The organism is Bacteroides sp. OM08-11, assembly GCF_003438665.1.
GTDB classification, from domain to species: domain Bacteria; phylum Bacteroidota; class Bacteroidia; order Bacteroidales; family Bacteroidaceae; genus Bacteroides; species Bacteroides cutis.
Window position 1 is genome coordinate 534,259 of the sequence record NZ_QSTJ01000002.1, and the last position, 23,592, is coordinate 557,850.

General features: G+C 39.9%; 20 protein-coding genes. 12 read left to right on the forward strand and 8 right to left on the reverse strand.

Features of this window, described 5'->3' with window-relative positions; translation table 11 throughout:
- The first annotated feature begins 9 nt into the window (after nucleotides 1-9).
- Both nfo and DXC10_RS05990 read left to right on the forward strand, forming a co-directional pair.
- On the forward strand, nucleotides 10-843 hold the full coding sequence (nfo, locus tag DXC10_RS05985; RefSeq protein WP_101543444.1) for a deoxyribonuclease IV: 834 nt from the start codon (nucleotides 10-12) through the stop codon (nucleotides 841-843).
- 82 nt (nucleotides 844-925) lie between these two features.
- Nucleotides 926-2,221: a TIGR01777 family oxidoreductase gene (locus tag DXC10_RS05990; RefSeq protein ID WP_117737494.1), complete on the forward strand. Its 1,296-nt coding sequence runs from the start codon at nucleotides 926-928 to the stop codon at nucleotides 2,219-2,221.
- A 30-nt stretch (nucleotides 2,222-2,251) separates the two neighbouring features.
- On the opposite strand, the gene DXC10_RS05995 is transcribed toward DXC10_RS05990, so the two are convergent.
- From DXC10_RS05995 to DXC10_RS06010, 4 genes are read right to left on the reverse strand one after another with little or no spacing between them, the layout of a single operon-like run.
- Nucleotides 2,252-2,641: a VOC family protein gene (locus DXC10_RS05995; protein WP_117737495.1), complete on the reverse strand. Its 390-nt coding sequence runs from the start codon at nucleotides 2,639-2,641 to the stop codon at nucleotides 2,252-2,254.
- Nucleotides 2,642-2,648: 7 nt separating this feature from the next.
- A complete protein-coding gene (locus DXC10_RS06000) occupies nucleotides 2,649-3,083 on the reverse strand; it encodes a GNAT family N-acetyltransferase (protein ID WP_101543114.1) in 435 nt (144 codons plus the stop codon).
- Between the two features lie 11 nt (nucleotides 3,084-3,094).
- Nucleotides 3,095-4,720 carry an RluA family pseudouridine synthase gene (locus DXC10_RS06005; RefSeq protein ID WP_117737496.1) on the reverse strand — a complete coding sequence of 542 codons (1,626 nt, stop codon included), beginning with the start codon at nucleotides 4,718-4,720 and terminating at the stop codon, nucleotides 3,095-3,097.
- A gap of 6 nt (nucleotides 4,721-4,726) precedes the next feature.
- Nucleotides 4,727-4,948, reverse strand: coding sequence for a hypothetical protein (locus DXC10_RS06010; protein ID WP_101543116.1), 222 nt, complete (start codon nucleotides 4,946-4,948; stop codon nucleotides 4,727-4,729).
- 147 nt (nucleotides 4,949-5,095) lie between these two features.
- Here DXC10_RS06010 and DXC10_RS06015 point away from each other — a divergent pair, with 147 nt between their 5' ends.
- Nucleotides 5,096-6,139 (forward strand): alcohol dehydrogenase, encoded by a 1,044-nt coding sequence (locus DXC10_RS06015; RefSeq protein ID WP_117737497.1) that lies wholly within the window; start codon nucleotides 5,096-5,098, stop codon nucleotides 6,137-6,139.
- Here DXC10_RS06015 and DXC10_RS06020 read toward each other — a convergent pair.
- The 4 genes from DXC10_RS06020 to DXC10_RS06040 all read right to left on the reverse strand — a co-directional run bounded on the left by DXC10_RS06020 (nucleotide 6,128) and on the right by DXC10_RS06040 (nucleotide 10,214).
- Nucleotides 6,128-6,940, reverse strand: coding sequence for an RNA methyltransferase (locus DXC10_RS06020; RefSeq protein WP_101543118.1), 813 nt, complete (start codon nucleotides 6,938-6,940; stop codon nucleotides 6,128-6,130). The two genes, DXC10_RS06015 and DXC10_RS06020, sit on opposite strands and share 12 nt — an antisense overlap.
- Before the next feature lie 1,348 nt (nucleotides 6,941-8,288).
- Nucleotides 8,289-9,056 (reverse strand): metallophosphoesterase, encoded by a 768-nt coding sequence (locus DXC10_RS06030; RefSeq protein ID WP_117737499.1) that lies wholly within the window; start codon nucleotides 9,054-9,056, stop codon nucleotides 8,289-8,291.
- Between the two features lie 15 nt (nucleotides 9,057-9,071).
- Nucleotides 9,072-9,614, reverse strand: a complete 543-nt coding sequence (locus DXC10_RS06035) for a hypothetical protein (RefSeq protein WP_117737500.1) — start codon at nucleotides 9,612-9,614, stop codon at nucleotides 9,072-9,074.
- 15 nt (nucleotides 9,615-9,629) lie between these two features.
- Complete coding sequence (locus DXC10_RS06040) at nucleotides 9,630-10,214, reverse strand: metallophosphoesterase (protein ID WP_117737501.1); 585 nt, start codon at nucleotides 10,212-10,214, stop codon at nucleotides 9,630-9,632.
- A gap of 504 nt (nucleotides 10,215-10,718) precedes the next feature.
- On the opposite strand from DXC10_RS06040, the gene DXC10_RS06045 reads away from it, so the two are divergent.
- The 9 genes from DXC10_RS06045 to DXC10_RS06085 all read left to right on the forward strand — a co-directional run bounded on the left by DXC10_RS06045 (nucleotide 10,719) and on the right by DXC10_RS06085 (nucleotide 23,465).
- Nucleotides 10,719-10,925, forward strand: a complete 207-nt coding sequence (locus DXC10_RS06045) for a helix-turn-helix transcriptional regulator (protein WP_040293447.1) — start codon at nucleotides 10,719-10,721, stop codon at nucleotides 10,923-10,925.
- Between the two features lie 5 nt (nucleotides 10,926-10,930).
- Nucleotides 10,931-12,382 carry an RNA-binding domain-containing protein gene (locus DXC10_RS06050; RefSeq protein WP_117737503.1) on the forward strand — a complete coding sequence of 484 codons (1,452 nt, stop codon included), beginning with the start codon at nucleotides 10,931-10,933 and terminating at the stop codon, nucleotides 12,380-12,382.
- Nucleotides 12,383-12,391: 9 nt separating this feature from the next.
- A complete protein-coding gene (locus tag DXC10_RS06055) occupies nucleotides 12,392-14,005 on the forward strand; it encodes an N-6 DNA methylase (protein ID WP_117737504.1) in 1,614 nt (537 codons plus the stop codon).
- Nucleotides 13,992-15,113, forward strand: a complete 1,122-nt coding sequence (locus DXC10_RS06060; protein ID WP_117737505.1) for a restriction endonuclease subunit S — start codon at nucleotides 13,992-13,994, stop codon at nucleotides 15,111-15,113. Before DXC10_RS06055 ends, DXC10_RS06060 begins: the two co-directional genes overlap by 14 nt.
- Nucleotides 15,114-15,125: 12 nt before the next feature.
- Complete coding sequence (locus DXC10_RS06065) at nucleotides 15,126-15,752, forward strand: hypothetical protein (RefSeq protein ID WP_117737506.1); 627 nt, start codon at nucleotides 15,126-15,128, stop codon at nucleotides 15,750-15,752.
- Between the two features lie 4 nt (nucleotides 15,753-15,756).
- A complete protein-coding gene (locus DXC10_RS06070; RefSeq protein WP_117737507.1) occupies nucleotides 15,757-16,605 on the forward strand; it encodes a ComEC/Rec2 family competence protein in 849 nt (282 codons plus the stop codon).
- A 26-nt stretch (nucleotides 16,606-16,631) separates the two neighbouring features.
- Nucleotides 16,632-20,543, forward strand: coding sequence for an HsdR family type I site-specific deoxyribonuclease (locus tag DXC10_RS06075; protein WP_117737508.1), 3,912 nt, complete (start codon nucleotides 16,632-16,634; stop codon nucleotides 20,541-20,543).
- Between the two features lie 15 nt (nucleotides 20,544-20,558).
- Nucleotides 20,559-22,367 carry a DUF262 domain-containing protein gene (locus DXC10_RS06080; RefSeq protein ID WP_117737509.1) on the forward strand — a complete coding sequence of 603 codons (1,809 nt, stop codon included), beginning with the start codon at nucleotides 20,559-20,561 and terminating at the stop codon, nucleotides 22,365-22,367.
- Between the two features lie 75 nt (nucleotides 22,368-22,442).
- Complete coding sequence (locus tag DXC10_RS06085) at nucleotides 22,443-23,465, forward strand: virulence RhuM family protein (protein ID WP_117737510.1); 1,023 nt, start codon at nucleotides 22,443-22,445, stop codon at nucleotides 23,463-23,465.
- Nucleotides 23,466-23,592: the final 127 nt, after the last annotated feature.

A 23,592-nucleotide genomic window follows, 5' to 3' on the forward strand; every position in this document is an offset into this window, starting at 1 on the left:
AGTATGGTTATGAAATATATCGGTGCACATGTAAGTGTAAGCGGAGGTGTGGAGTTGGCTCCTGTCAATGCCCACGAAATTGGAGCGAATGCTTTCGCCCTGTTTACCAAGAATCAACGCCAATGGGTGGCAAAGCCTTTGATGCCAGAAAATATCTCTTTATTTAAAGAGAATTGTGCGAAGTATGATTTTGATGCCTATTATATTCTGCCACATGACAGTTATTTGATAAACCTGGGACATCCCGAAGAGGAAGGCCTGATAAAAAGCCGTGCTGCTTTTTTAGATGAGATGCAACGTTGTGAGGAATTGGGGTTGAGATTATTAAATTTTCATCCAGGTAGCCATCTCAATAAGATTTCAGTGGAAGCATGTTTGGACAAGGTGGCAGAATCTATAAATATTACTTTGGACAAAACACAAAATGTGACGGCCGTAATAGAGAATACAGCTGGGCAAGGCAGTAATGTAGGTAATGAATTTTGGCAATTAAAGTATATCATTGATCGTGTGGAAGATAAATCGCGGGTGGGCGTTTGCCTTGATACCTGTCACACTTATACGGCGGGATATGACATTGTGAACGACTATGATAAGGTTTTTGATGACTTTAATACCATCGTTGGTTTCAATTATCTTCGTGGTATCCATTTAAATGATTCCAAGAAAGCCTTAGGAAGCAGGGTAGACCGTCATGATAGCATCGGAAAAGGATTGATTGGTATAGATTTTTTCAAACGCTTTATGAAAGACGAACGTTTTAATGACTTGCCCATTGTTCTGGAGACTCCGGACGAAACACTTTGGGCGGAAGAAATTAAATTATTACGTAGTTTTGAGTAAAGATTATTCAATTGTAGTCTTGATATTGAGTTGACGCGAACTAAAGAGGAGCTCCTTTCGTTATAATAATAAAATTAGAGTTATGAAAGTTGCAATAAGCGGAGCATCCGGCTTTATAGGGACGCATCTCATGGAATATCTGACAGAACATCATCACCAGGTTATTCCTATCGGAAGGGGATTTTTGCAGGAAGATGCTTTCCAGCAATTGGTAGAATCTTTGGAAGGATGTGATGCACTTGTTAATTTGGCAGGTGCTTCTATCAACCGGCGTTGGACTCCCAAATACAAATGTGAACTACGTCATAGCCGTATCGGAGTGACTTCCCGATTGGTAAAAGCTATGAAGGCGGCGCAGAAACGGCCTGAAGTGATGTTGTCTGTGTCGGCCGTCGGTTATTATCCTTCACGGGGATACTATAGCGAGCAGGATGACATGATTGCCGAGGGTTTCTTGGCTTCACTGTGCTGTGAGTGGGAAGCGGAGGCTCAAAAGTGTCCATCTGATGTCCGTATGGTCATCACTCGTTTGGGAGTTGTTCTTGCACCGGATGGCGGTGCTATGCAACAGATGGTTTTACCTTTAATTCATACAAAGTTCTCTGCCGTAATCGGTTCGGGCAAGCAGACTTTTCCTTGGGTGAGTATACAGGATGTATGCCGTGCCGTCACTTTTTTAATAGAGCATAAAGATACGCAAGGTGTTTATAATGTAGTAGCCCCACAATTTATATCGCAGAAACATCTGGCGCATGCATTGGCGATAGCCTACCATGCTTGGGCAACCGTGCCTGTGCCGGGTTGGGTTTTTCATTCTCTCTTGGGTGAAATGAGCAGTGTCCTGCTGAATGGACAGACGGTTTCGCCTTCCCGCTTGCTTGAAGCCGGTTTCACATTTTCCGTGCCTACCATTGAGTCATTATTGAAACTGCCGGATACACGGACGGTACCTTCTTTGGATGTTGCCCGTTATATGGGACTTTGGTATGAAATAGCCCGTTATGATAACTCCTTTGAACAAGGAATGACCGATGTAACAGCCACTTATTCCCTGTCATCCGACGGAAAGATACGGGTAGAAAATGCAGGTCTTAAAAATGGAGTGAAGAAACGTGCTGTGGGACATGCTTACCGTCCCGATGAAAAACAACCCGGTAAGTTGAAAGTCTCTTTTTTCCTTTGGTTCTATTTCGATTATTATGTTCTGGAATTGGATAAGGAGAACTATAGCTATGCCTTGGTAGGTAGCAGTTCCGATAAATATCTTTGGATATTGAGTCGTAATCCCCATCTGGCTGAAGATATCAAAGGTAAATTGATTGCTTCAGCCCAAAGGAGAGGATATAATATACGGAAACTGCACTTCTTACATGACTAATGTAGAATCTTTTTATAGCTTGGGATATATTTAAACCTTAAATACACATTCTATCCGGTTGCCGTCAGGATCAAGTACAACACTCTCAAAGTATCCGTCACCCGAAGTGCGAGGTTCACCTGCAATAGTATATCCAGCCGAACGCAGCATTTCAGTTTGTTGTAATATGTCCTCTTTACTGTCAAACGAGAATGCGAAATGAGTCAGTCCTAATCTGTTTTCTTCAACCGGAGTATTCTGTACATCGGGACGGCTCATTAATTCCAAATCAATTCCTCCTTCAAACCGGATAAAATAAGATTCGAATCCTTTTTTCGGATTGATATACTTTTCATTACTGATACCCTTGAAGTATCGGGTATAGAACTCTTTCATTGCTTCCAAACGGAAAGTCCAGATTGCTAAATGATGTATTCTCATACGATTATTAAATTTGAATTTGTAAATGTAAGATAGGAAAAGGATTACCTGTCGAATCTGTTGCATCCCTGCTTGCCACTTCGAAACCTAAATACAGATAAAATTGGAGAGCTTGTTCATTTTGCTCATTGACGTCCACCTTATAAATATGCTTATTGTGGATAGCGTACTTCATCAACCGTTTTCCATATCCTTTACCTTGTTCATCAGGGTGCACAAACAACATTTCAATGAGTTCGTCACTCAATCCCATAAAGGCGGTTATCTTTCCTTCCCGATTACGAATGATATATAAATCTACGGTAGGAAAATATTCCTCCCGTATCAAAGATTTATAAAAAAGTATATTCTCTTCGGTAAGGAAATGATGGGTACTTCGGACGGAAGCTTCCCATAACGCCAGCAGTTCGTCGTAATCCTTTGGAGTAGGTTGGGTTATCATAGATTTTGATATTAAAAATCGGCTTTTTGAGTTATCTTAATAGTTTCTTCTGTCACAGGATGTACAAACTCCAGTGCTTCGGCATGCAGGTACAGCCGTTCGGCCTTTCTTCCGTAAAGTTCATCGCCCATGATGGGACAGTGTAAACCAAGGGGATGGGCGGCATGTACCCTAAGTTGATGAGTACGCCCCGTACGTGGATAGAAAGCGACACGGGTATACTTATCTCTGCGTTCCAATACCTGGAAATCAGTGACAGCCGGTTTCCCGTATTCTGTATGTACCATCTGTCGTGGACGGTCCAGCGGATTAAGACAGAGCGGAAGTTCAATAGTGCCTTTATTTTCGGAAATCTTCCCTTCGAGCAAAGCAATGTAACGTTTCTTAACGAGACGGCTTTTGAATTGCGCTTGCAGATTTTGATGTACACGTTTGCTTTTGGCAATTATCAGTAAACCGGATGTGGCCATATCAAGACGGTGGACTATCATAGGTCCATCTGCTGCGGGATATTGTTTACGCATTATGCTGTAAACCGAAACTGTCTCTTTTTTTCCGGGTACCGATAACATTCCTGCCGGTTTGTTGACAACCACCAGCCATTCGTCTTCATACACCACCTCAAGTTTTTCCGTTATACTTTGCATACTTTTCAGCATAGGGTTTTCGTCCACCTCAAGTCCTTGCAGCATATGCTGTAAGATGGGTTCACACTTCCCTTTACATGCCGGATAGTAATGTCCGTGGTAGCGTATTTCTGTTTTAGGAGACGCTCCCCACCAGAATTCAGCCATTGCAATCGGTTTCCAGTCATGCAGATAGGCTTGTTGCAACAGTTTGGGAGCGGCGCATTCTCCAGCTCCGGCAGGGGGTGTTTTATGAACGGTCTGTTCAAAGATTTCACATAAGTCTTTAGACTCTCCCCGGAAATTGAGCATCTTGAATTGTTCAAATAATTGTTGCTGCAGGGCGGCAGAACGTGTTTTACGTTCTGTTTTCAACCGCTGTATCCGGCATTTCCGGTCATCAACCTGCCTTTGCAGCTTACCGGTTTCTTCTTTCCAAAAACGTTCCTGCCGTTTGTATTCTGCTTTCTGAAACTGACTTTCCCGTATCAATACCGCTTCTTCTTCCTTTGAGAGAATAGTTGCTTTTCTTCGTTCTTCCCGTTTCTCTTTGGCGGCTTTCATCTGTTGTTTCGTTCTACTCAATGCTTCTTGCGCCTTTAGCTCCAATACGGAAAGCTGTCCGGTCAACTCTTTGTATTCTTCCTCTTCTTCCAGTTCCCTGATATGCACATTGATTTGGGATATCTTTTCTTCCTCAATCTTGAAAAAGCCCTCCGGACATAGTAAATCATATATCGGCGGAACAAAAAAAGGATGTATGTTCTTTCCTGCCAGAATACCTGAAAAAGCAGCAAGGTAACCGGTTTCTCCTTCTTTAGTCTGTACTACCAATACTCCGAACATTTTACCCAATTTCAATTCCTCTTTCCACGCTTGTTGGTGTGAAAGATAATCTTGCACCTCTTTCGCAGCCAATACACAAAGCGGATGAGGCGTGTAACAGAACGGGTATGTAAATTTCTCGGGTAGGGGGATGTCTGCTATCGGAGTATGGAAGTGGTGTAACATGGGTATTCAATCATCAATGGAATAGTCATTGTCTGTATTGATGTGAAAAATATTCTCGCTCTCTTCTTCTGATCCGGATATGATCTCCTCATTAATATTTTCCTCTAACCGTGGATGGTGCAACACCTTTTTCTTTTTACTATGATTGCCATATTTACGTTCTCTTTCCCAAGCAGCTTTGCGTGCCTGGTATTTTTCATATTGATTTTCAAGATAATTATCTGCCATAAAATAACTGCTTTGGGAATAGATATTGTAAAGTTATCAATTATGCAAAGTTACAGAAATCTTGCCATTTATTGTTCTGCCAATTCATAAAATATTTATATTTGTTTCTTTGTAATAGGATGAATGATTAATCGGAGGTAAAATATTATGTTAGCATATACATACATTGAACACGGAAAATTTGAATTGTTGCAGAAACCGATACCAGAACTGAAAGACTCGCGTGATGCGATTGTGCGTGTAACACTGGGCAGTATCTGTGCCAGCGACCTCCATATTAAGCATGGTAGTGTGCCCCGTGCGGTTCCGGGAATTACGGTCGGACACGAAATGGTGGGTATCGTAGAGCAAGTGGGGCAGGACGTTACTTCAATAAAATGCGGTGACAGGGTAACTGTAAATGTTGAGACTTTCTGCGGTGGATGTTTTTTCTGCCGTCATGGATATGTAAATAATTGTACGGATCCTGATGGCGGTTGGGCTTTAGGTTGTCGCATTGATGGCGGTCAGGCAGAGTACGTCAGAGTTCCTTATGCCGACCAAGGCTTGAACCGCATTCCGGATACAGTGAGCGATGAACAAGCACTTTTTGTGGGTGATGTACTGGCAACTGGCTTCTGGGCAGCCCGTATCTCAGAGATTTCCGGAGAGGATACGGTTCTTGTCATCGGTGCCGGTCCTACGGGTATTTGTACTTTGCTTTGTGTCCTGTTGAAGCAACCTAAACGCATTATTGTCTGCGAGAAGTCTCCCGAAAGAATTCGTTTTGTCCGTGAACACTATCCTGATGTACAGGTGACGGGACCGGAAAACTGCAAGGAGTTTGTGTTTCAAAACAGCGAACATGGCGGAGCCGATGTCGTGTTGGAAGTGGCGGGTACTGAAGATACTTTCCGTTTAGCTTGGGAATGTGCCCGGCCCAATGCTGTGGTCACCGTCGTGGCACTCTACGATAAACCGCAACTTCTTCCTTTGCCTGATATGTATGGTAAAAATCTGACCTTCAAAACCGGTGGAGTGGATGGTTGCGATTGCGCGGAAATCCTCCGTCTGATCGGTGAAGGCAAGATTGACACTACCCCCCTCATTACCCATCGTTTTCCTTTGAACGAAATAGAGAAGGCGTATCACATCTTTGAAAACAGGCAGGAAGGAGTTATTAAAGTTGCCATAGAAGGTTTATTTGCCTGATCCTCGTGTACGGAGTTCCCAAAACGCTACAGCGGCAGCTGCCGCCACATTGAGTGAATCAACTCCGTGTGCCATCGGAATACGGACCACGTAGTCTGCTCCGGCTATTGTTTCGTGTGCGAGCCCGTCTCCTTCAGTCCCCATTATAATGGCAAGTTTGGTTTCTTTTGCCAGCGCGGGATGGTCTATGGAGATTGAATTGTCGGTAAGTGCCATGGCAGCTGTACGAAATCCCAAATCATTCAGGCGGTTGAGTGGACCTTCCATCCAAGTCCACGGAACAAGAAATACCGATCCCATGGATACTCTTACTGCACGGCGGTTCAGTGGGTCGCACGAGGTAGGTGTGAGCAGTACCGCATCTATCCCCAAAGCAGCGGCCGAGCGAAAGATAGCACCGATATTGGTAGTATCCACCACGCCATCCACCACCACGATGCGGCGCGCATCCCGGCATACTTCCTCAATGTTGCGTGGCTGCGGACGGCGCATGGCGCACAGAACACCCCGTGTGAGAGTATAGCCGGTGAGTGTGGCAAGTAATTCTCTGTCACCCGTATATACAGGTATGTCTCCACATCGTCCAATGATAGTGGCGGCATCTCCGGTGATATGCTTTTTTTCGCATAAAAGAGCAAGAGGTTCATATCCTGCTTCTAAAGCCACAGTGATAACCTTAGGACTTTCTGCAATAAAGATACCTTTTGAAGGCTCTATACGGTTACGTAATTGCGCTTCAGTGAGGGTGCTGAATATTTCTACTCCGGGGTGGGAGAGGGAAGATATTTGGATGATGGGCATGGTTGTTACAGTGTTTTTATTATTTTTTGGCAAAGGTAGAAACTTTTGTTCTGAATGTTTCGTCTTTTACATAATCTTTGGGAGGATGCTTGATTTGATGTCCTGTCATCATTTCTATCCCATGATGTTCGATGGATTTTTGTTGGCAAAGAGTAATTGTTCAGATAACTTGCCGTTTCGGGCAGCTTGTCAAATATCAAAATAAATGTAAGGCTTCACGGAGAACCGGACGGATTTCCTAGAGATTATAAACTTGGCATATCTATTTGTCAAATTGATTTTAAAATAGTACTTATGAGGCGATTCCTGTTTCTAAATCGCCCCTTTTACTGACATACATACTTCCCGTAAATTCCGAAAGCGTATGATTTTGTGCATGAATATACAATGTTTTTACCGAATACCCATCGGCTTTACATTTTCCGTGCGAGAGATGTTAACTTCCCACGTGAGGGATATTAATTTCTTACGCGAGAGTTGTTAACTTCTGGCGTGATGGATGTTAACTTCCCTCATAGGAAAAATGAATATTTCTACTGGGAACGCTCTTTTTCTTCCGTGAAAAGAACATTTTCGTATGGACAGTCGACTGTTTCCCGTTTATTTGAGTTGTACATATTTCTGTATTTTGCTATTTATGAAGAAGATACGGATTTTCGTTCGCATATTTTCGCTTACGTCTGCCAACGGGTGGAAATATGCGATTCTCAGAATGCAGAAAGTGCAAAGTGTCAAAAACGGGTATAAGTAATACCGGGGCTACTCTCTTTGGGGATTGTTGAAACAGATGTGTTTCCCTGTTAAATTTTTACTGGTTTTCGATGCAGTATACATAGCTGCCTGAATGATAGATTATTGCAATTTAATCGGTAGAAAAGTTGTTTTTGAGATCTCTGAGACTTGTTTTTGAGGCTGTTTTACACTCTTTTCTCAATGAATCAGAACCATGAGGAAATATTGTATCCTCAATGAAGTTCACCTATCTTCTATCCGACTACAAAGGTACAAAATTCCGTGATGTTTTCACCGATGATGTCAACTAAATGCACGATTTTCATGGATATTGTTTGCTGACCAAAAGAGAAAAAATCAGTCGAAGCCTTTTTCCATTTTCCCCTCTGTTTGACTTGACTTTATTGCCCGTGTATATAATAACGGCCATTAAAGTCAAGTTGAGAGTGGAGTTATATCTTTTTCTTTTGGCAAGCAAAAATTCAGTTATTGGAAATTTTCGAATAACTGAAAGTATTAAGCCACAATATATCATATAATATGCAAACAGGCGTATCTTTGTTTACTATATGATATATTGAGGCTTTAAAGCGTATTGCTGATTAGCTTACGCATTTCACAAGACAAGGTACTTACCTGAATCAAAACCATTGGCGATATGTTCGTTTTCAAAAACATATCCCATTTGATTGCACACAACCTTCGTACCGTCTATCTCAGCATCAATATTGGTGTGGGAATGTCCGTAAATCCACGCATCAATGCGATTGTCAGCTATAAGCTGGTTCAAATCGGTAGCAAATGCACTATTCAACACTGAATCTTTATGGTAAGGTGCAACGACCTCCAATGTGGGAAGATGATGCGTTATTACCACAATGTGTTTGGCGGTGGTTTCCACCAGACTTTGTTTGATGAAATCCAAACAGAAGCTGTGCATCTGATTGAACTCCTCTGTTTGGAGCAATTTGCCATTATACATTATCTGCCGAAAGTCATTCATGCCTTTCCACACAAAATACTCGTCAGGTGGAGGTATTTGAGACCACAAAGTGCTAATGATAAAGTCGGTGTCATCTATCCGCAGTACTTGATTCTGATAATATCCTACATTGTTCTTGAACAACCATTTCCATTGCAATCCCTTGTCCATCACATCACAATAATTGTAATACTCATGGTTTCCTGGCACAATGAACACTTGCCGATAATTTGCAGATGCCCATTTCCAAAAATTGCTCAAAGGTGCAGCCTTGTTTTTCAAATAGAATATATCTCCGGCAAGAACTAGAACATCACCCGTTACAGGCAATTCATTATGCTTCAACCACCTGCTGTTGTCACTGAACTCCAAATGCAGGTCGCTCATATATTGTATCTTCATAATCTATTTATGTTATTAACTTTTTGTGTAAATCAGTTCATAATACTCTGAATTTGATTCGTTGTTTATGATACTGCTACAGAAAGCAAATTTGTTGTACAGGTATTGGCAGTGTTCGAGTTCTTCTTCCTCAAAGTTTATTCTTTCATAGCATTCGTCTATCTCCTTGCTGATTCTACCGTACAAATTGACATTTGCTTTGGATATACGGACTTCCAACTTGGCTATATCTTCTTTATTTTTAGCAATAGCATTTTTGTAATTATCAATCTCTTCTCGGTAGAAATAAAGAATCTCATCAAGCAGGCCTTTGGTTAGTATACTCGGAGAAGGACTCCATGGAAGCATCGTCAACTCTCGGCTTGGAGTAGTGCTAAGATAAAACAATTTACATCCCAAAGACTTGGTGACTTGTTTGTTATATTCATCAATCTCACGATTGACTTTCATTAAATCTTCCTTAGATAGCTTTTGATATTCCTCATACGAAGGATGCTCTTTGTACTTCAACAAAAGTATCTCCTTGCATCTTAAATAAATGGTAGTATATTCACTCATTGTTAATCCTCCTTATCATTTATTCTTATTAAATTGTCCCACTTGATTTTCAATTATTCTCTTCACTTGTTGAAATGAAACAGGGGTAAAGTTGTTGTTATCTACTCCCACATCATACTGCGTAGGATAGAGATACTGAAGCCGGGCAGCGTCTATTCCGGTGTTGTTCTTTCTTGTGTGAACGTGTCCGAATAGTTGCCACACATCTTTATATCCGCCATCAAAGCATAGAAAGGGATAATGATTCAAATATATCCTCTGTTTGCCGATCTCTATGTGCATCTGCATTGCCACATATTCAAATCTGTCAATGTAGCCTTGGCGTATATTCTTCAAATCGTGATTACCCATAATCAGATATATCTTTCCGTTCAACCTGTCAAGGATTTTAGTCCATTCGGCTGAACCTCCAAGACAGAAGTCGCCCAAATGAAACACGATATCATCCTGCCCGACTGTATTGTTCCAATTGGAGATTATAGTCTCATTCATCACTTCCACATCCTTAAACGGTCTGTTGCAGAAACGAATGATATTCCCATGATAAAAATGGGTATCGGATGTAAAGAACACCTTACTGCCATCAAATTTATAGTTCATTTCTTTGCAATTTGTGTGCATCACTGCACGTTAATAATCTGGTTGCCAACAGCCCATCAGACGGAAATGGCAGAAGAGCATCACAAAGGCGACTGTCACAAATGGGCATATAACAAAAAATAGTTGGAAAGCTTGGTAAGGACTCTCCAACTATTCAGTTTCTTTTCTCTCATAGTACAATAATGTACTAACTATGTTCGCTGGAAAGTATTTACTCTACGAGGTTCAATGCGTGAAACATGAACACTCGACATAGATTCAGTGCGTTTGTTGCTCTGAATTGCGGTTGTTGTTAATATGTTCATTCTGTTTCTTTGCATTGTTAATGTTTATATTGTCTCAAAAGCATTGCAAAATTAGCAAATAAATACCAATCTCACATCATTTTTCATTAAATTCTTTTGCCAAAACACTATGATATAGGATTTTATTTTTTCGATCATGCTCGCAAACCAAATAAAATATGTAACTTTGCATTTGACGCAATTTATAATTGAATATAATATGGCGAATTTGAACTGTATAAAGGCTGTATTAGCTGAGAAAGGCATTATGAGTAAGTGGCTTGCTAAAACTTTGCAGAAAGATCCGGCAACGGTGTCAAAGTGGTGCAATAATCATTCGCAACCTGATTTATACACATTGGCGCGGATAGCAGAAGTGCTGGATGTGGATATTCACAGATTGATTTGCCATACAAAAGAAAAATAGAGGATATGAAATATACAATAGAAGAAATACGGCAGATGCAGGAAGGTCAGACTTTTGACTGTAAAAGTATCCTCATTGAGCCTAAACACCTTGCCACTATCATAGTCGCTATGGCGAATGCAGATGGTGGAATGATTGCTGTGGGTATATCCGATAAGACTCGCAGAATAGAGGGTGTTAACCAGGACAAGGAACATCTCAATGATATATTGCGGACACCTTTGGACTTTTGTGTTCCATCAGTTTCTGTCACTACGGATTATGTGCCTTGTACGGATGCTGAGGGACGTGATAATCGTGTATTGTTGATGCACATTCCTGCAAGTCCGCGACTTCATGCGAATCAAGCTGATGAAGTGTTTTGGCGTGTAGGAGACAAATCACGCAAACTGACTTTTGATGAGCGTTTGCAACTCATGTACGACAAAGGGGAACGCTATTACGAGGATTCCACAGCATACGATGCCACCTTTGATGACATAGATATGGATGCAGTCAAAGCCTACATGAAGCGGATTGGCTATGGCAAGTCTGCAATGGAGTATCTGCAAGAGAACAAAGGTTTTGTGACCTATAAAAGTGATGTGCCGCAAGTCAGTGCAGCTTGTATATTGCTTTTTGGCAAGCATCCTCAGACATTCTTTCCTCGTGCAAGAGTGCGTTTTATCAAGTATTTCGGTACAGAGGAAAAGGTGGGACGTGAAATGAATGTCATCAAAGATGTTACTTTCGATGGTCGTATTCTTGAACAGATCCAGAAAACTGTTGAATACCTTGAAACGCAGGTTAAGGAACATTCCTATCTCGGAGAGGACGGTATCTTCAAAACCGACCGTGAATATCCCAAGTTTGTGATACAAGAGATGGTGGTAAACTCTGTTTGCCACCGTGATTACAGTATTAAGGGAACAGAAATTCAGATAAAGATGTTCGATGACCGTCTTGTGTTCGAAACACCGGGCAAGTTGCCGGGCATCGTTCGCACTGACAATATTCGTCATACCCATTTCTCTCGCAATCCGAAAATTGCGGAATACCTCAAAGCATACGACTATGTAAAAGAGTTCGGTGAGGGAGTTGACCGTATGTGTCGTGAGTTGTCGGCATTGGGTGTCAAAGAACCGCAATACAACTTAGTTGCCTTTATCATGAAAGCAACTGTTTGTGCGAAGGTTTTGGAAGAAAGACAAGGAATTAACCATTCCGACCAGAAACGACCAGAAAGCGACCAGTTAGGGCATAACAAGGGCATAACAGGGGCACAACAAGGGCATAACAAGATACTTTCTCTTATAGCTGAAAACCCACAAATCAGTATTTCTGCATTGGCGAAACAATGCGAAGTCTCGGAGAAAGCAATGAGGATAACACTAGAGCGCATGAAAGCTGGGGATATTATAAAACGAGTTGGGCCAAGTTATGGGGGGCATTGGGAAATTATAACATCTAAAGATTAGCATATAGTTATGGCAAAGAAAACAAATATAAAAAAGGAAGAAGTAATCAACTTGGATACGATTTTATTCAAGTGTCGCGATATATTGAGACAGGCAAAAAATTCAGGTTCGTTTTTCGAGAAGCGTGACATGATGCTGACATTGATTTTTCTTCGATTTATCGGAGAAAAATATGAAAATGGTGTAGCACATCTTCGCACTCAACTTATAGAAGACGGACTTGACCCTGATGACGAAAATATCATTTCTGCATTTTTTGATGATGCCACTTTTACAGATGGTACATACAATCTTCCTCCCGAAGCGCGTTGGAACATGATTATCAATACCCCCGCTCCGGGGCTTAATGTAGCTCTTGATACGGCCTTGCGTAGTATTGCAACTACGACTCCTGCTCTCAAAGGTTGCTTCATCGAGGGTACATTTACCCAGCGCAATTTAGCCGGGAATGATATAAAAAAGATTGTGGATGAGGTCAATAAGATTTCACACAAAGCCTTTGGCGAGGAGAAAGATTTGATAGGGCGTGTATATGAATACTTTTTGAAGGAATTTGCCGTAAATGCTACAAAGGAGGAGGGGGAATATTATACTCCGCACGATATTGTGCAGCTTATTGCCTCTATAATAGAACCATTTGATGGTACTATTTATGACCCTTGTTGTGGCTCTGGCGGTATGTTTATTCAGAGTGCCGAATTGGTAAAATCCAAGCAGGGTGACATCAGTAAAATCAATGTTTATGGTCAGGAAAAAGAGGCGGCTACATATCGTCTGGCCAAAATGAATCTTGCCTTACGGGGAATCAGCCATAATCTTGGAGCAGAAAGCGACAGCACTTTTACCAACGATTTACATAAAGGGCTTTATTTCGATTATATTATGGCTAATCCTCCTTTCAATCTCAAAGGATGGTATAATGACAATCTTGAACATGATGCCCGCTGGAGCGATTATGACACACCACCGGAAAGCAATGCCAACTATGCCTGGATTCTTCACATGCTCAGCCATTTGAAACAGTCAAACGGAGTGGCCGGATTTCTGCTTGCCAATGGGGCTTTGGGCGATACTGACGCACAGAATATCCGTAAAAAACTGATTGAAAATGACAAGGTAGAGGCTATCATTGTGTTGCCTCGCGAACTGTTCATTACCACGGATATAAGTGTAACCCTTTGGATTCTTAACCAAAACAAAAAAGGCGGAATGTATCACGGACGAAATCTTCGTAACCGAGAACACGAAATCCTGTTTATGGATTTGCGCCAATGGACTGAAAACCCTGTTAAAGGCGAGCAGAAAAAGAAAGTTGTGTTGAAAGATAATCAAATCAAGCGTGCAACTGATATTTATTTCCATTGGCAGGCTGTCGGTACTGACGGCACACACTATGAAGAGCCTGAACTCTATCGCTCTGTTGGAATCAAAGAGATAGAAGAAAACGGTTTCTCGCTCGTTCCAAGTCGATATATCGAGTTTGTTGACCGTGATTCTGATATTGACTATAATAAGGTGCTGACAGAAACGGCATCGGCTGTATCTGAACTTCTCAATCGTCAGAAAGAGAATGACGAAAAATTGCGTAACGCTCTAAAACAGTTGGGATATGAGTGCAAGTAAGATAAAATGGGTTCGGCTTGGGGAGTATATCGAGCAGTGTGATGAACGTAATAGCGAAAGTAAATATACTATTAAGGATGCTATGGGCATGACCATAACCAAAGAAATTATCCCAACAAAAACAAATCTTCAGGAGAATGATTTGTCTAAATTTCTCATTGTTAAACCTAAAGAGTTTGTTTATAATCCGCGTACTCATGGAAAGAAAATAGGTCTCGGTTTTAACAATACAAATAAACCTTTTATAATCAGTTGGAATAACATTGCTTTTCGAATAAAAAACACAGACTTGTTACTTCCTGACTATTTGTATATTATTATATGTAGAGAGGAATGGGATCGCAATGCTTGCTTTCGTTCTTGGGGTTCATCAACAGAAGTGTTTTCTTGGAATGAATTTTCTCTGATGCTAATTCCTCTTCCCTCAATAGAAGTACAGCAAAAATTAGTTGATACCTACAATGGGTTGAAAGCACTTGCAGAGCAAAACGAAGCTCTTATTAAACCTCTTGGCAAGGCTTGCGAAGCATTTGTAGCAGACTGCAAAAACAAATATCTGGAAGTAAAAATCGGAGATTATATTGAACTTTTTGATAAGCGCAATACAGGCGGATGTAACTATCCATTTTGTGGTATAAATAAAGACAAGACTTTTATGCCTACTGTTGCTGATACCAATGATTTGGATAATTCTAAATATAAAATTGTCAATAAGGGTGATTTTGTTTTTAGTGGTATGCAAACAGGACGAGATGTCTGCATCAGAATCGCACTTTATGATAAGACAGAACCGATAATTATTTCTCCTGCCTATACAACTTTCAGGATAAAAGACGAATGCAAAATCATTCCACAATATCTTTTTCTTCAATTTAAGAGATTTGAAATGGATAGATATGGGTGGTTTTTAAGCGATGGCAGTATTCGTTCCAATTTGGAGTGGGATAGATTCTGTGAAGTCAAAATACCACTCCCTCCGATTAATGTACAGCAGTCAATAGTGAATATATACAACTGCCTTGAAGAGGCTAAAAAAATAGCTTCAGAAGTACGGGAACAATTAAAAACTCTTTGCCCTGCATTGGTCCAAAGAGCAGCGAACTCATAAAATGTAAAAGTGATGAATTTTAAATACTACGATGTTTTATCCAGACTTGTTGCTGGATATTTGTTTTTAGTTGTTGTTCTGTACTCTCTTCAAATAGAGTATAACAATGACTATACTGTGGCATATTTAGCGATAGCATTCTTATGTGGGTATGTTATAAATGCTATTGGAAGCCTCCTTGAACCGATTTACTATTTTACTATTGGTGGCAAACCGTCAAATCGGTTGCTTGACAAACAGAATAAGAAACATTGCTGTATTTATCGCTTATTCATACCGTCAAACAAAGGAATTAAAAAAGTTCGTTTTCACGAAACGATGGCTGTGCGAGAAATTTTACAAAATGGAATAAAGGAGGAAAACCCTTCGGAAGAAAGATTGTTTTGCAAGGCAATGAGAGCTGTAAATGGCGATGAAAAATCGAGAGTTGCTGATTTTAATGCGCAATATGCCTTATCAAGGACAATTCTCACAACCGTCCTAATTTCTACTATCCTCATTATTGTATTATATCCATGTTTTTGGCAATCATATTTGACAATAGCTATATTGCTAATATGCTGGAACAGATACAAAGAACGGGCATATTATTATGCAAGAGAGGTTCTTAATGAATATTTAAAGAAAAATAAACAATAATATCATGGCAAGACAAGCAACAATGACAGTATGGGATGTACAACTTGGATTGGCTGTACATGTCAAAGCTCCTAATGGTAAATATATAGTGATTGACCTTGGAACAGGTACATACGAGAGTGGTAATATGTCACCTCTAAGTAAACGATCGCGTGATAACATTGCATATATGATTATTACACATCCTCACCTTGATCACATTGATGACATACTCAATTTTAACTTGAATGAGCCGAAGATACTTCAAAGAGCAAAATCTTTGAGTAATAATGAGGTGATGAAAGATGTCAGATATTGTGATAGAGCAAAGTTTGAGAAGTATTGTGAAATCAACGATCGATATAATTCACCAGTTACGCCACAAGATGAAAATTATACCAGGAATCCCAATAATTATGGAGGGTTGGAAATTCAAACCTTCTCCACAGATGCTTGCGACCATTCCAATTTTAATAATTTCAGTATAATTACAGTACTTTGTTTATCTGGTATTAAGGTCGTGATATGTGGTGATAATGAAACGGAATCATTAGATAAACTGATGAATAGAATTGATTTTAAGGAGGCTGTCAAGAATGCTGATGTATTAGTAGCACCACATCATGGTAGAGAATCAGCATATCATTCTGATTTTGTTTCTTTGGTTAATCCAAGGATGACTATTATTTCTGATACAAATAAGAGTGATGCAAGTGCCTCTGATAAATATACACGCATGAGTAGAGGATGGAAAGTTAATGGAACTACTCGTTATTGTTTAACAACGCGTAACGATGGAAATATTACAGTCGAGTTTGGTGAAACGGATGATCCAAATTATAGCGGAGTATTAAGCATATCAACTTCAAAATAGATTTTTAATAATTTGGAGAGTACGCAATGTCAAAAAACAAACTTATAAATTATAACGGCAGATTCTGCGAGACTGATTTTGAGAATGCTTTTATATCATTCTTGGAAGCAGAGAAGTGGATATATTTGTCAGGAGATAAGATTGTTCGTCCGAATCAAAAAGAGGTTCTTATAGCCGATGATTTAATTGAGTTTCTGACCAAGAATAATCCTGACCTTGATACCGACGAGGTACAGCAGATTGTGGATAATGTGCGCCTTGTGGGAGCTGAAACCGACTTTGCCACACTTCATAAAGTGTATGGCTGGATGGTGGACGGCATTAATTTTACCCTTAAAAACGGAACGGTAAAGGATGTTGCCCTTATAAATTTTGACACTCCAAAAGATAATATATTCCGAGTGGTAAACCAATTTACAGTGGAATATGTCAATAATGGCCGCACAAAGAACCGCCGTCCGGACATTATACTTTATGTGAACGGTATGCCACTGTGCATTATGGAGCTGAAAAATCCTGCCGATGATAAAGCTACTATAGCAGATGCATGGGAACAGATAAACATACGGTACTGGCGCGATATTCCCCATCTGCTTCACTATTGCCCGTTGGCTTGCATCAGTGATGGGGTGAAAACTCGTCTTGGTACAGTGCGTACGCCATACGAACACTTCTACGCTTGGCGCCGAGTCAATGATGATGACAAGATTTCCACATCTCCGTTTGACGAAATGCGTACTATGGTCAAGGGTGTGTACTCGCCTGTAAGATTTCTTGAGATATTCAGAGACTACATCTATTTCCAAGATAAGGAGTTTGACGACAAGGAGAAAGAAATCGTTTGTCGGTATCCTCAATTTTTTGCAACAAGGCTTCTCCGTGACAGTATTATAAAATCGGTAAAAGAGCGCAGTGGAAAGGGTGGAACATATTTTGGTGCAACCGGCTGTGGCAAAACATATACTATGGCATTCCTTGCTCGCCAGCTTTCAATGCGTTGTGCTTCAAAGATTGGCTCTCCAACAATCTTGATGATTGTTGACCGTGAAGATTTACAGAAACAAGGCAGTAAATTATTTACAAAGAGTACGGAGTTTTTGGGTTTGGGAGAAGTGTGTGTTGTGCCCAACAGAAAAACATTGCGTGAAGAATTGGCAGCCCGAGAAAGCGGTGGCTTTTATATCTGTACTATCCAGAAATTCTGCGACCGGGAAGATGACCCTGTCGGATTGATTAACGAGCGTTCAAATATTATCTGTTTCAGTGATGAAGCCCATCGCACGCAGTTGGAGAGTGCCAAGAGAATAAAATTCAGCAAACCTAATGAAGATGAAAAAGAACATCTTGCTCCAACTGAGGAGAACATGAAGGCACTACTGTCAAAGCCGTATGCCAAAGTGCTTCGTGAAGCATTGCCTCATGCCACATTTGTAGGTTTTACAGGTACTCCCATTGCAGAGACATATCAGACTTTTGGTGCTGAGATTGACCGTTATACTATGGATCAGGCGGTTGCAGACGGCATAACAGTCCCTATCAAATATCATCCACGCATTACCAAAGTGCTTTTCGATAAAGAGAAGATAAAAATGGTGGAAGATTATTATAAACAGTGTGCTGAAGATGGTTCGACAAGAGAAGATATAGAAGCCAGTAAAAAAGCTATGAGTTCACTCCAAGTGATTCTTGGTGAACCACAACGGTTGGAACGCTTGGCGGTGGATATTCACGACCATTATGTGAATGCTTGTAGTGGAGACCCTGATCGTGTACAAAAAGCTATGATTGTTTGTTCTAAACGTGAAATAGCTTATAAATTGCTTACTATCTTTCAAGAAAAATATCCTGAATGGTTTGTGTTGCGAAAATCTCCGGAAGGTGTTGTTTGTACCGATGAAGAATTAAAAGAGCTTACGGAAATGCCTACCATGGCAATGGTGGCAAGTGTCGGTAAGAACGATCAAAAGGATATGTATAATTATCTTGGAGGCGTAACAAACGACAAGCGTTCCGAAAAATTAGATGCTGCATTCAAACAAGAAAAAAGCAATTTCCGCATCGTAATTGTTGTGGATATGTGGATTACAGGTTTTGATGTTGAGTGCCTGACATATCTCTATAACGATAAGCCTTTGCAGAAACATACGCTTATTCAGACTATCAGTCGTGTAAACAGAAAATATCCACGCAAAGAGTTTGGACTTGTCGTCGATTATATCGGTATTCGCGATAATATGCGTGAAGCGATGAAAATGTATGGCGGAGGAGGAAATACTTTTGCCCCTACAGATGATGATGTGGAACAGGCTACAACTGTTTTTATCGAACAATTATTCATACTTAAAGACTTGTTTAAGAATGAAGATTTAACTCCATTTCTCAATCCTGAAACTGATGCTTCTTTGCGCTATACATTGTTGGCCAAGGCTGCTGAATCTGTATTCAAATCGAATGAATTATTGAATTTAGCTTCTGACGATGGCAAAAAGGTAAAGAGGGTATCATTCAAGACATACTTTTTGAACATGGTAAAGCGAATGCGTATTGCTTACGACATCTGTCAGCCATCGGGAAATCTCAATGATGAGGAATCGGCATTGGCGCAGTGTTTTATGGCTATTGCCGGTTTTGTTCGCAAGATGAGTGGCACTGATGCACCTGACACAGAAACCATGAATAGAAAAGTGGCGAAAATGGTGGAAGAAGCATTGAAATACAATAAAGTGGAAAGCATCTTGGATATAGGCGAAGAGGAAGATATATTCAGTCCTGAGTATTTTGAAAAACTGTCTGATGTGAAAATGCCTGCATCCAAACTGGAACTGTTGGTAAAAATGCTACGCAAACAGATAACTGAATACAGCAGAACAAATCAAGCTGCTGCAAAAAGATTCATGGAGATGCTTGAAGAAACAATCAGGCAATATCATGAACGCCGTAAGCATTTGAGCGCAGAAGAAGCAGGAGAGACTCAGGAAGCGACATCGGAAGAGATTATCAAAACTGCCACAGAACAGGCATTGCAGATTCTCCAACATATGCAAAAGGATAGAGATAGTTTCAGAAAATTGAATCTCACTTTTGAGGAGAAAGCATTTTATGACATTCTGATAATGCTCCGTGACAAGTTTAACTTTGAATATGGTGAGGATAAAGAGTTGGATGGTGTAGTTATCAACGAAAAATGTCAGATATTGGCTCGAAAAATTAAGGAGATTATTGACCTTAAATCGAGTGTAGCAGATTGGCTTAACAACCAAAATGTACGCGAACAGCTAAAATATGACATTAAAGTATGTTTGGTAAAAAACGGCTACCCGCCACAATATTCTCCTGAAGTTTTTCGCCAAGTGATAGAGCAAGTGGAAAACTTTAAAGAAAATGACATTGAATTACCTGAATGTCAACACGCTTCCAATAAGGCAGATAACTCTGAATCGGTTACTGCTTCTCGTATCATTGATATGGCATCAGCGGGACAACAATTTGTAACTCATTTGCCATATTATTCAAGTATTAAAGCAGCTTGTCATGACCTTTCTGAGATAGATGTTCCATGCGAAGATGTGCAGTGGATTGACGTATCAGATGAAATGTCACGTTTGGATGAATCAATGTTTGTGGTTAGTGCAATGGGTGATAGTATGCAACCTAAAATCAATGATGGCGACTATTGTGTGTTTTCACATTATACGGGTGGAAGTCGTGAAGGAGAAATTGTATTGGTCGAAAGTTATAATATCAAAGACTACGATAGTGATAATATCGCCTGTACCATCAAAAAATATCACAGTGAAAAGCGAGCTACAGAAGATGGTTGGGAACGTACACGCATTGAGTTGATACCTCTTAATAAAGAATATGAGTCCTTTAGTCTTAACCCTGAAGATGAGGGATTTAAAGTATTGGGAGTATTGAAGAAAGTAATAAGAAAATAGAAAAGATTTTAAGTTATGGCAGTACAATCAAATGATACAGATTTAAAAGACTTGTTGCTTCAAGTTCAGAAAGGTGAATTGCAGCTTCCAGAATTTCAACGTTCGTGGGTTTGGGACGATGGAAAAATATGTAAGTTGATAGAAAGCATTACAATGGGATTTCCTATGGGGGCAGTAATGTTTTTAGAAACAGGAGGTGAGGTTAATTATAAACCACGCTTGTTCACAGGAGTTGATACAAAGATGGTAGGTGTAAAGCCAGACTATCTTGTTCTTGATGGCCAACAACGACTTACTACACTTTTTCAGGTATTTATGAGTCAAAATCCTGTTGAAACGTGTTGGGAACGCAATAAAAACAATACCATCTACAGATTTTATTATATTGACATGGTTAAGGCTCTTGACGAAAATGTAGATAGAGAAGATGCAATAATATCTATTTCTGATAAGAAGGTAAAGACATCAGATATCGGTAAGATCATTACCTTAGATTTGACCACTAGAGAAAATGAATTTGAAAACCTTATGTTCCCTCTTAATTTGATGTTTGATCCAACAGAGTCAATGAATTGGTGTTTGGGGATGTTGCGTTATTATCAGAATGATCCTACAAAGCTGTCTCTTTATCAAAAATTTAATACAGATATTATTTCATCTGTTATTGCTTATAAGCTGCCAGTTATTAAAGTTTTGAAGAATACTTCTCAATCGTCTGTTTGTCAGATATTTGAAAATGTAAATCGTGGTGGAGTTCCATTGAATGTCTTTGAACTAGTTACAGCCTCACTTGCGGCTGATGGAGTTGAGCTACGTCAGGAGTGGAAGTCGATAAAAAATGAATTTTCTAAATTTGATGTATTAAGAGATATTGACGGCACTGCGTTCATTACTTCAATGACTCTTTTGGATAGTTATGAGAAATCGGTTGTATCTGGTGGAAAAATAGGAGTGAAGTGCAAAAAGAAAGATGTAATGGCTCTACGTAGTTCAGTCTTTAATCAAAAGCGAGATATTCTTAAAAATGGATTTTTTGAAGCCGCTCGCTTTTTGATCAAACAGGGTGTTTATTCTGCTGATAATTTGCCTTATAATACACAATTTATTCCATTGGCTGCTATTTTTGCATATGATTTAAGTCATCAGCACTTACTTACTAATTTACCAAACTTAACTAAGTTATCTAAATGGTATTGGTGCGGAGTATTTGGTGAGTTATATGGTAGTGCCAATGAGACGCGTTATGCTTCTGATATAAAAGATTTCTTTTTATGGTTGTCTGATGATAATATATTGCCAGATACAGTTTCTCGTTCTAGCTTCCATGCAACACGTCTGCTAAGTCTTCAAACAAGAAATTCAGCTGCATATAAAGGGGTTATGGCTCTTCTTCTTCAAGATGAGCCTCTGGATTTCTTGACAGCAGGGAAGATGACTGTAGCAACTTATACATCAGAGAATACAGACATTCATCATATATTTCCTGCTAATTATTGCGAAAAGCATAATTTACCACGTGAAAAATGGAATTCTGTTGTTAATAAAACAATGATATATGCTTCAACAAATCGTTCTATTGGAGGCGTAGCCCCAAGTAAGTATATACAAACGATTCTTAATCACAAAATCAATAAGGATGATTTAATCCATGCCATATCTACGCACAAGATAAACTTTAATTTTCTTAATGAAGATAATTTTGACGAATTTATCATAGACAGGGCGATTAAACTTGCTGATAGAATTGAGAGGGCTATAGGTAAATCAATATCAGGAAGAGATAGCGAAGATACAATCCGTGAATTTGGTGTTAGTTTGACATGATGTTGAACATTATATAAGCGACCACCTACATTAGTATGACTAAATGAAACGATAAATGGATTTAGGGAATGCTTTATGGCAAAGAATATAGAAATACGAAATAGTACAGCAGAGTTTCTCATCTTTATGCTTGAAGGTCAAGAGGATGGGATTCAAGTGATGTATAAGGATGAGACCATTTGGGCAACCCAAAAGGCTATGGCGCAGCTTTTTGATGTGGGAGTACCTGCAATCAGCAAACACCTTAAAAATATTTTTGAGAGTGGAGAGTTGGGCGAAAATTCAGTTATTTCCAAAATGGAAACAACTGCAACCGATGGTAAAAATTACAACACGACCTTTTATAATCTCGATGCCATTATCAGTGTCGGTTATCGTGTAAATTCTGTCCGGGCAACCCAGTTCCGGCAGTGGTGTACGTTTGTACTCCGGCAGTTTGCCATTCGTGGATATGTGCTTGACCATAAGCGAATGGAGAACGGGGCTTTCTTAGGTGTAGATTACTTTGAACATTTGCTTGCCGAAATAAGGGAGATAAGGCTGAGCGAGCGTCGTTTTTATCAGAAACTGACCGATATTTATGCTACGGCAATAGACTATAACAGGGATGCTCCGACAACCCGTCTTTTCTTCAAGAAAGTACAGAATAAAATGCACTATGCTGTGCATGGGCATACAGCTGCGGAATTGATAGTTGAACGAACTGATGCAAATAAGGAGCACATGGGATTGACCACTTGGGAAAATGCTCCGAATGGAAAAATTGTCAAAACTGATGTGTCTGTTGCAAAAAACTATTTGCGAGAAAAAGAATTGGAAGAAATGGGCAGAATAGTCAATGCGTCCCTTGATATGGCAGAAAGTATGGCTATGCGTCATATACCTATGACAATGGAAGATTGGGCAAAGCGAATAGACAAATTCATTAATTTATTTGAGAGCCCGATATTACAGGATAGCGGAAAGGTTTCTGCCGAATATGCCAAAGAGTTTGCTGAATCAGAGTTTGAAAAGTACAGGATCATTCAAGACCGTCTTTTCCAATCTGATTTTGATAGATTTGAGGATAATAGTTTTCCTCCATTGGATATGGAATGATTATGATGACATCTATAATTCCTGTTTAGCTCTCAACTCAGATGCATAAAATGTCAAATACCTTACCAATACGATGAATCTTCTAAATATAAGAGAAGGAAGAGTGGTGAAAAATTACGGAACGTGA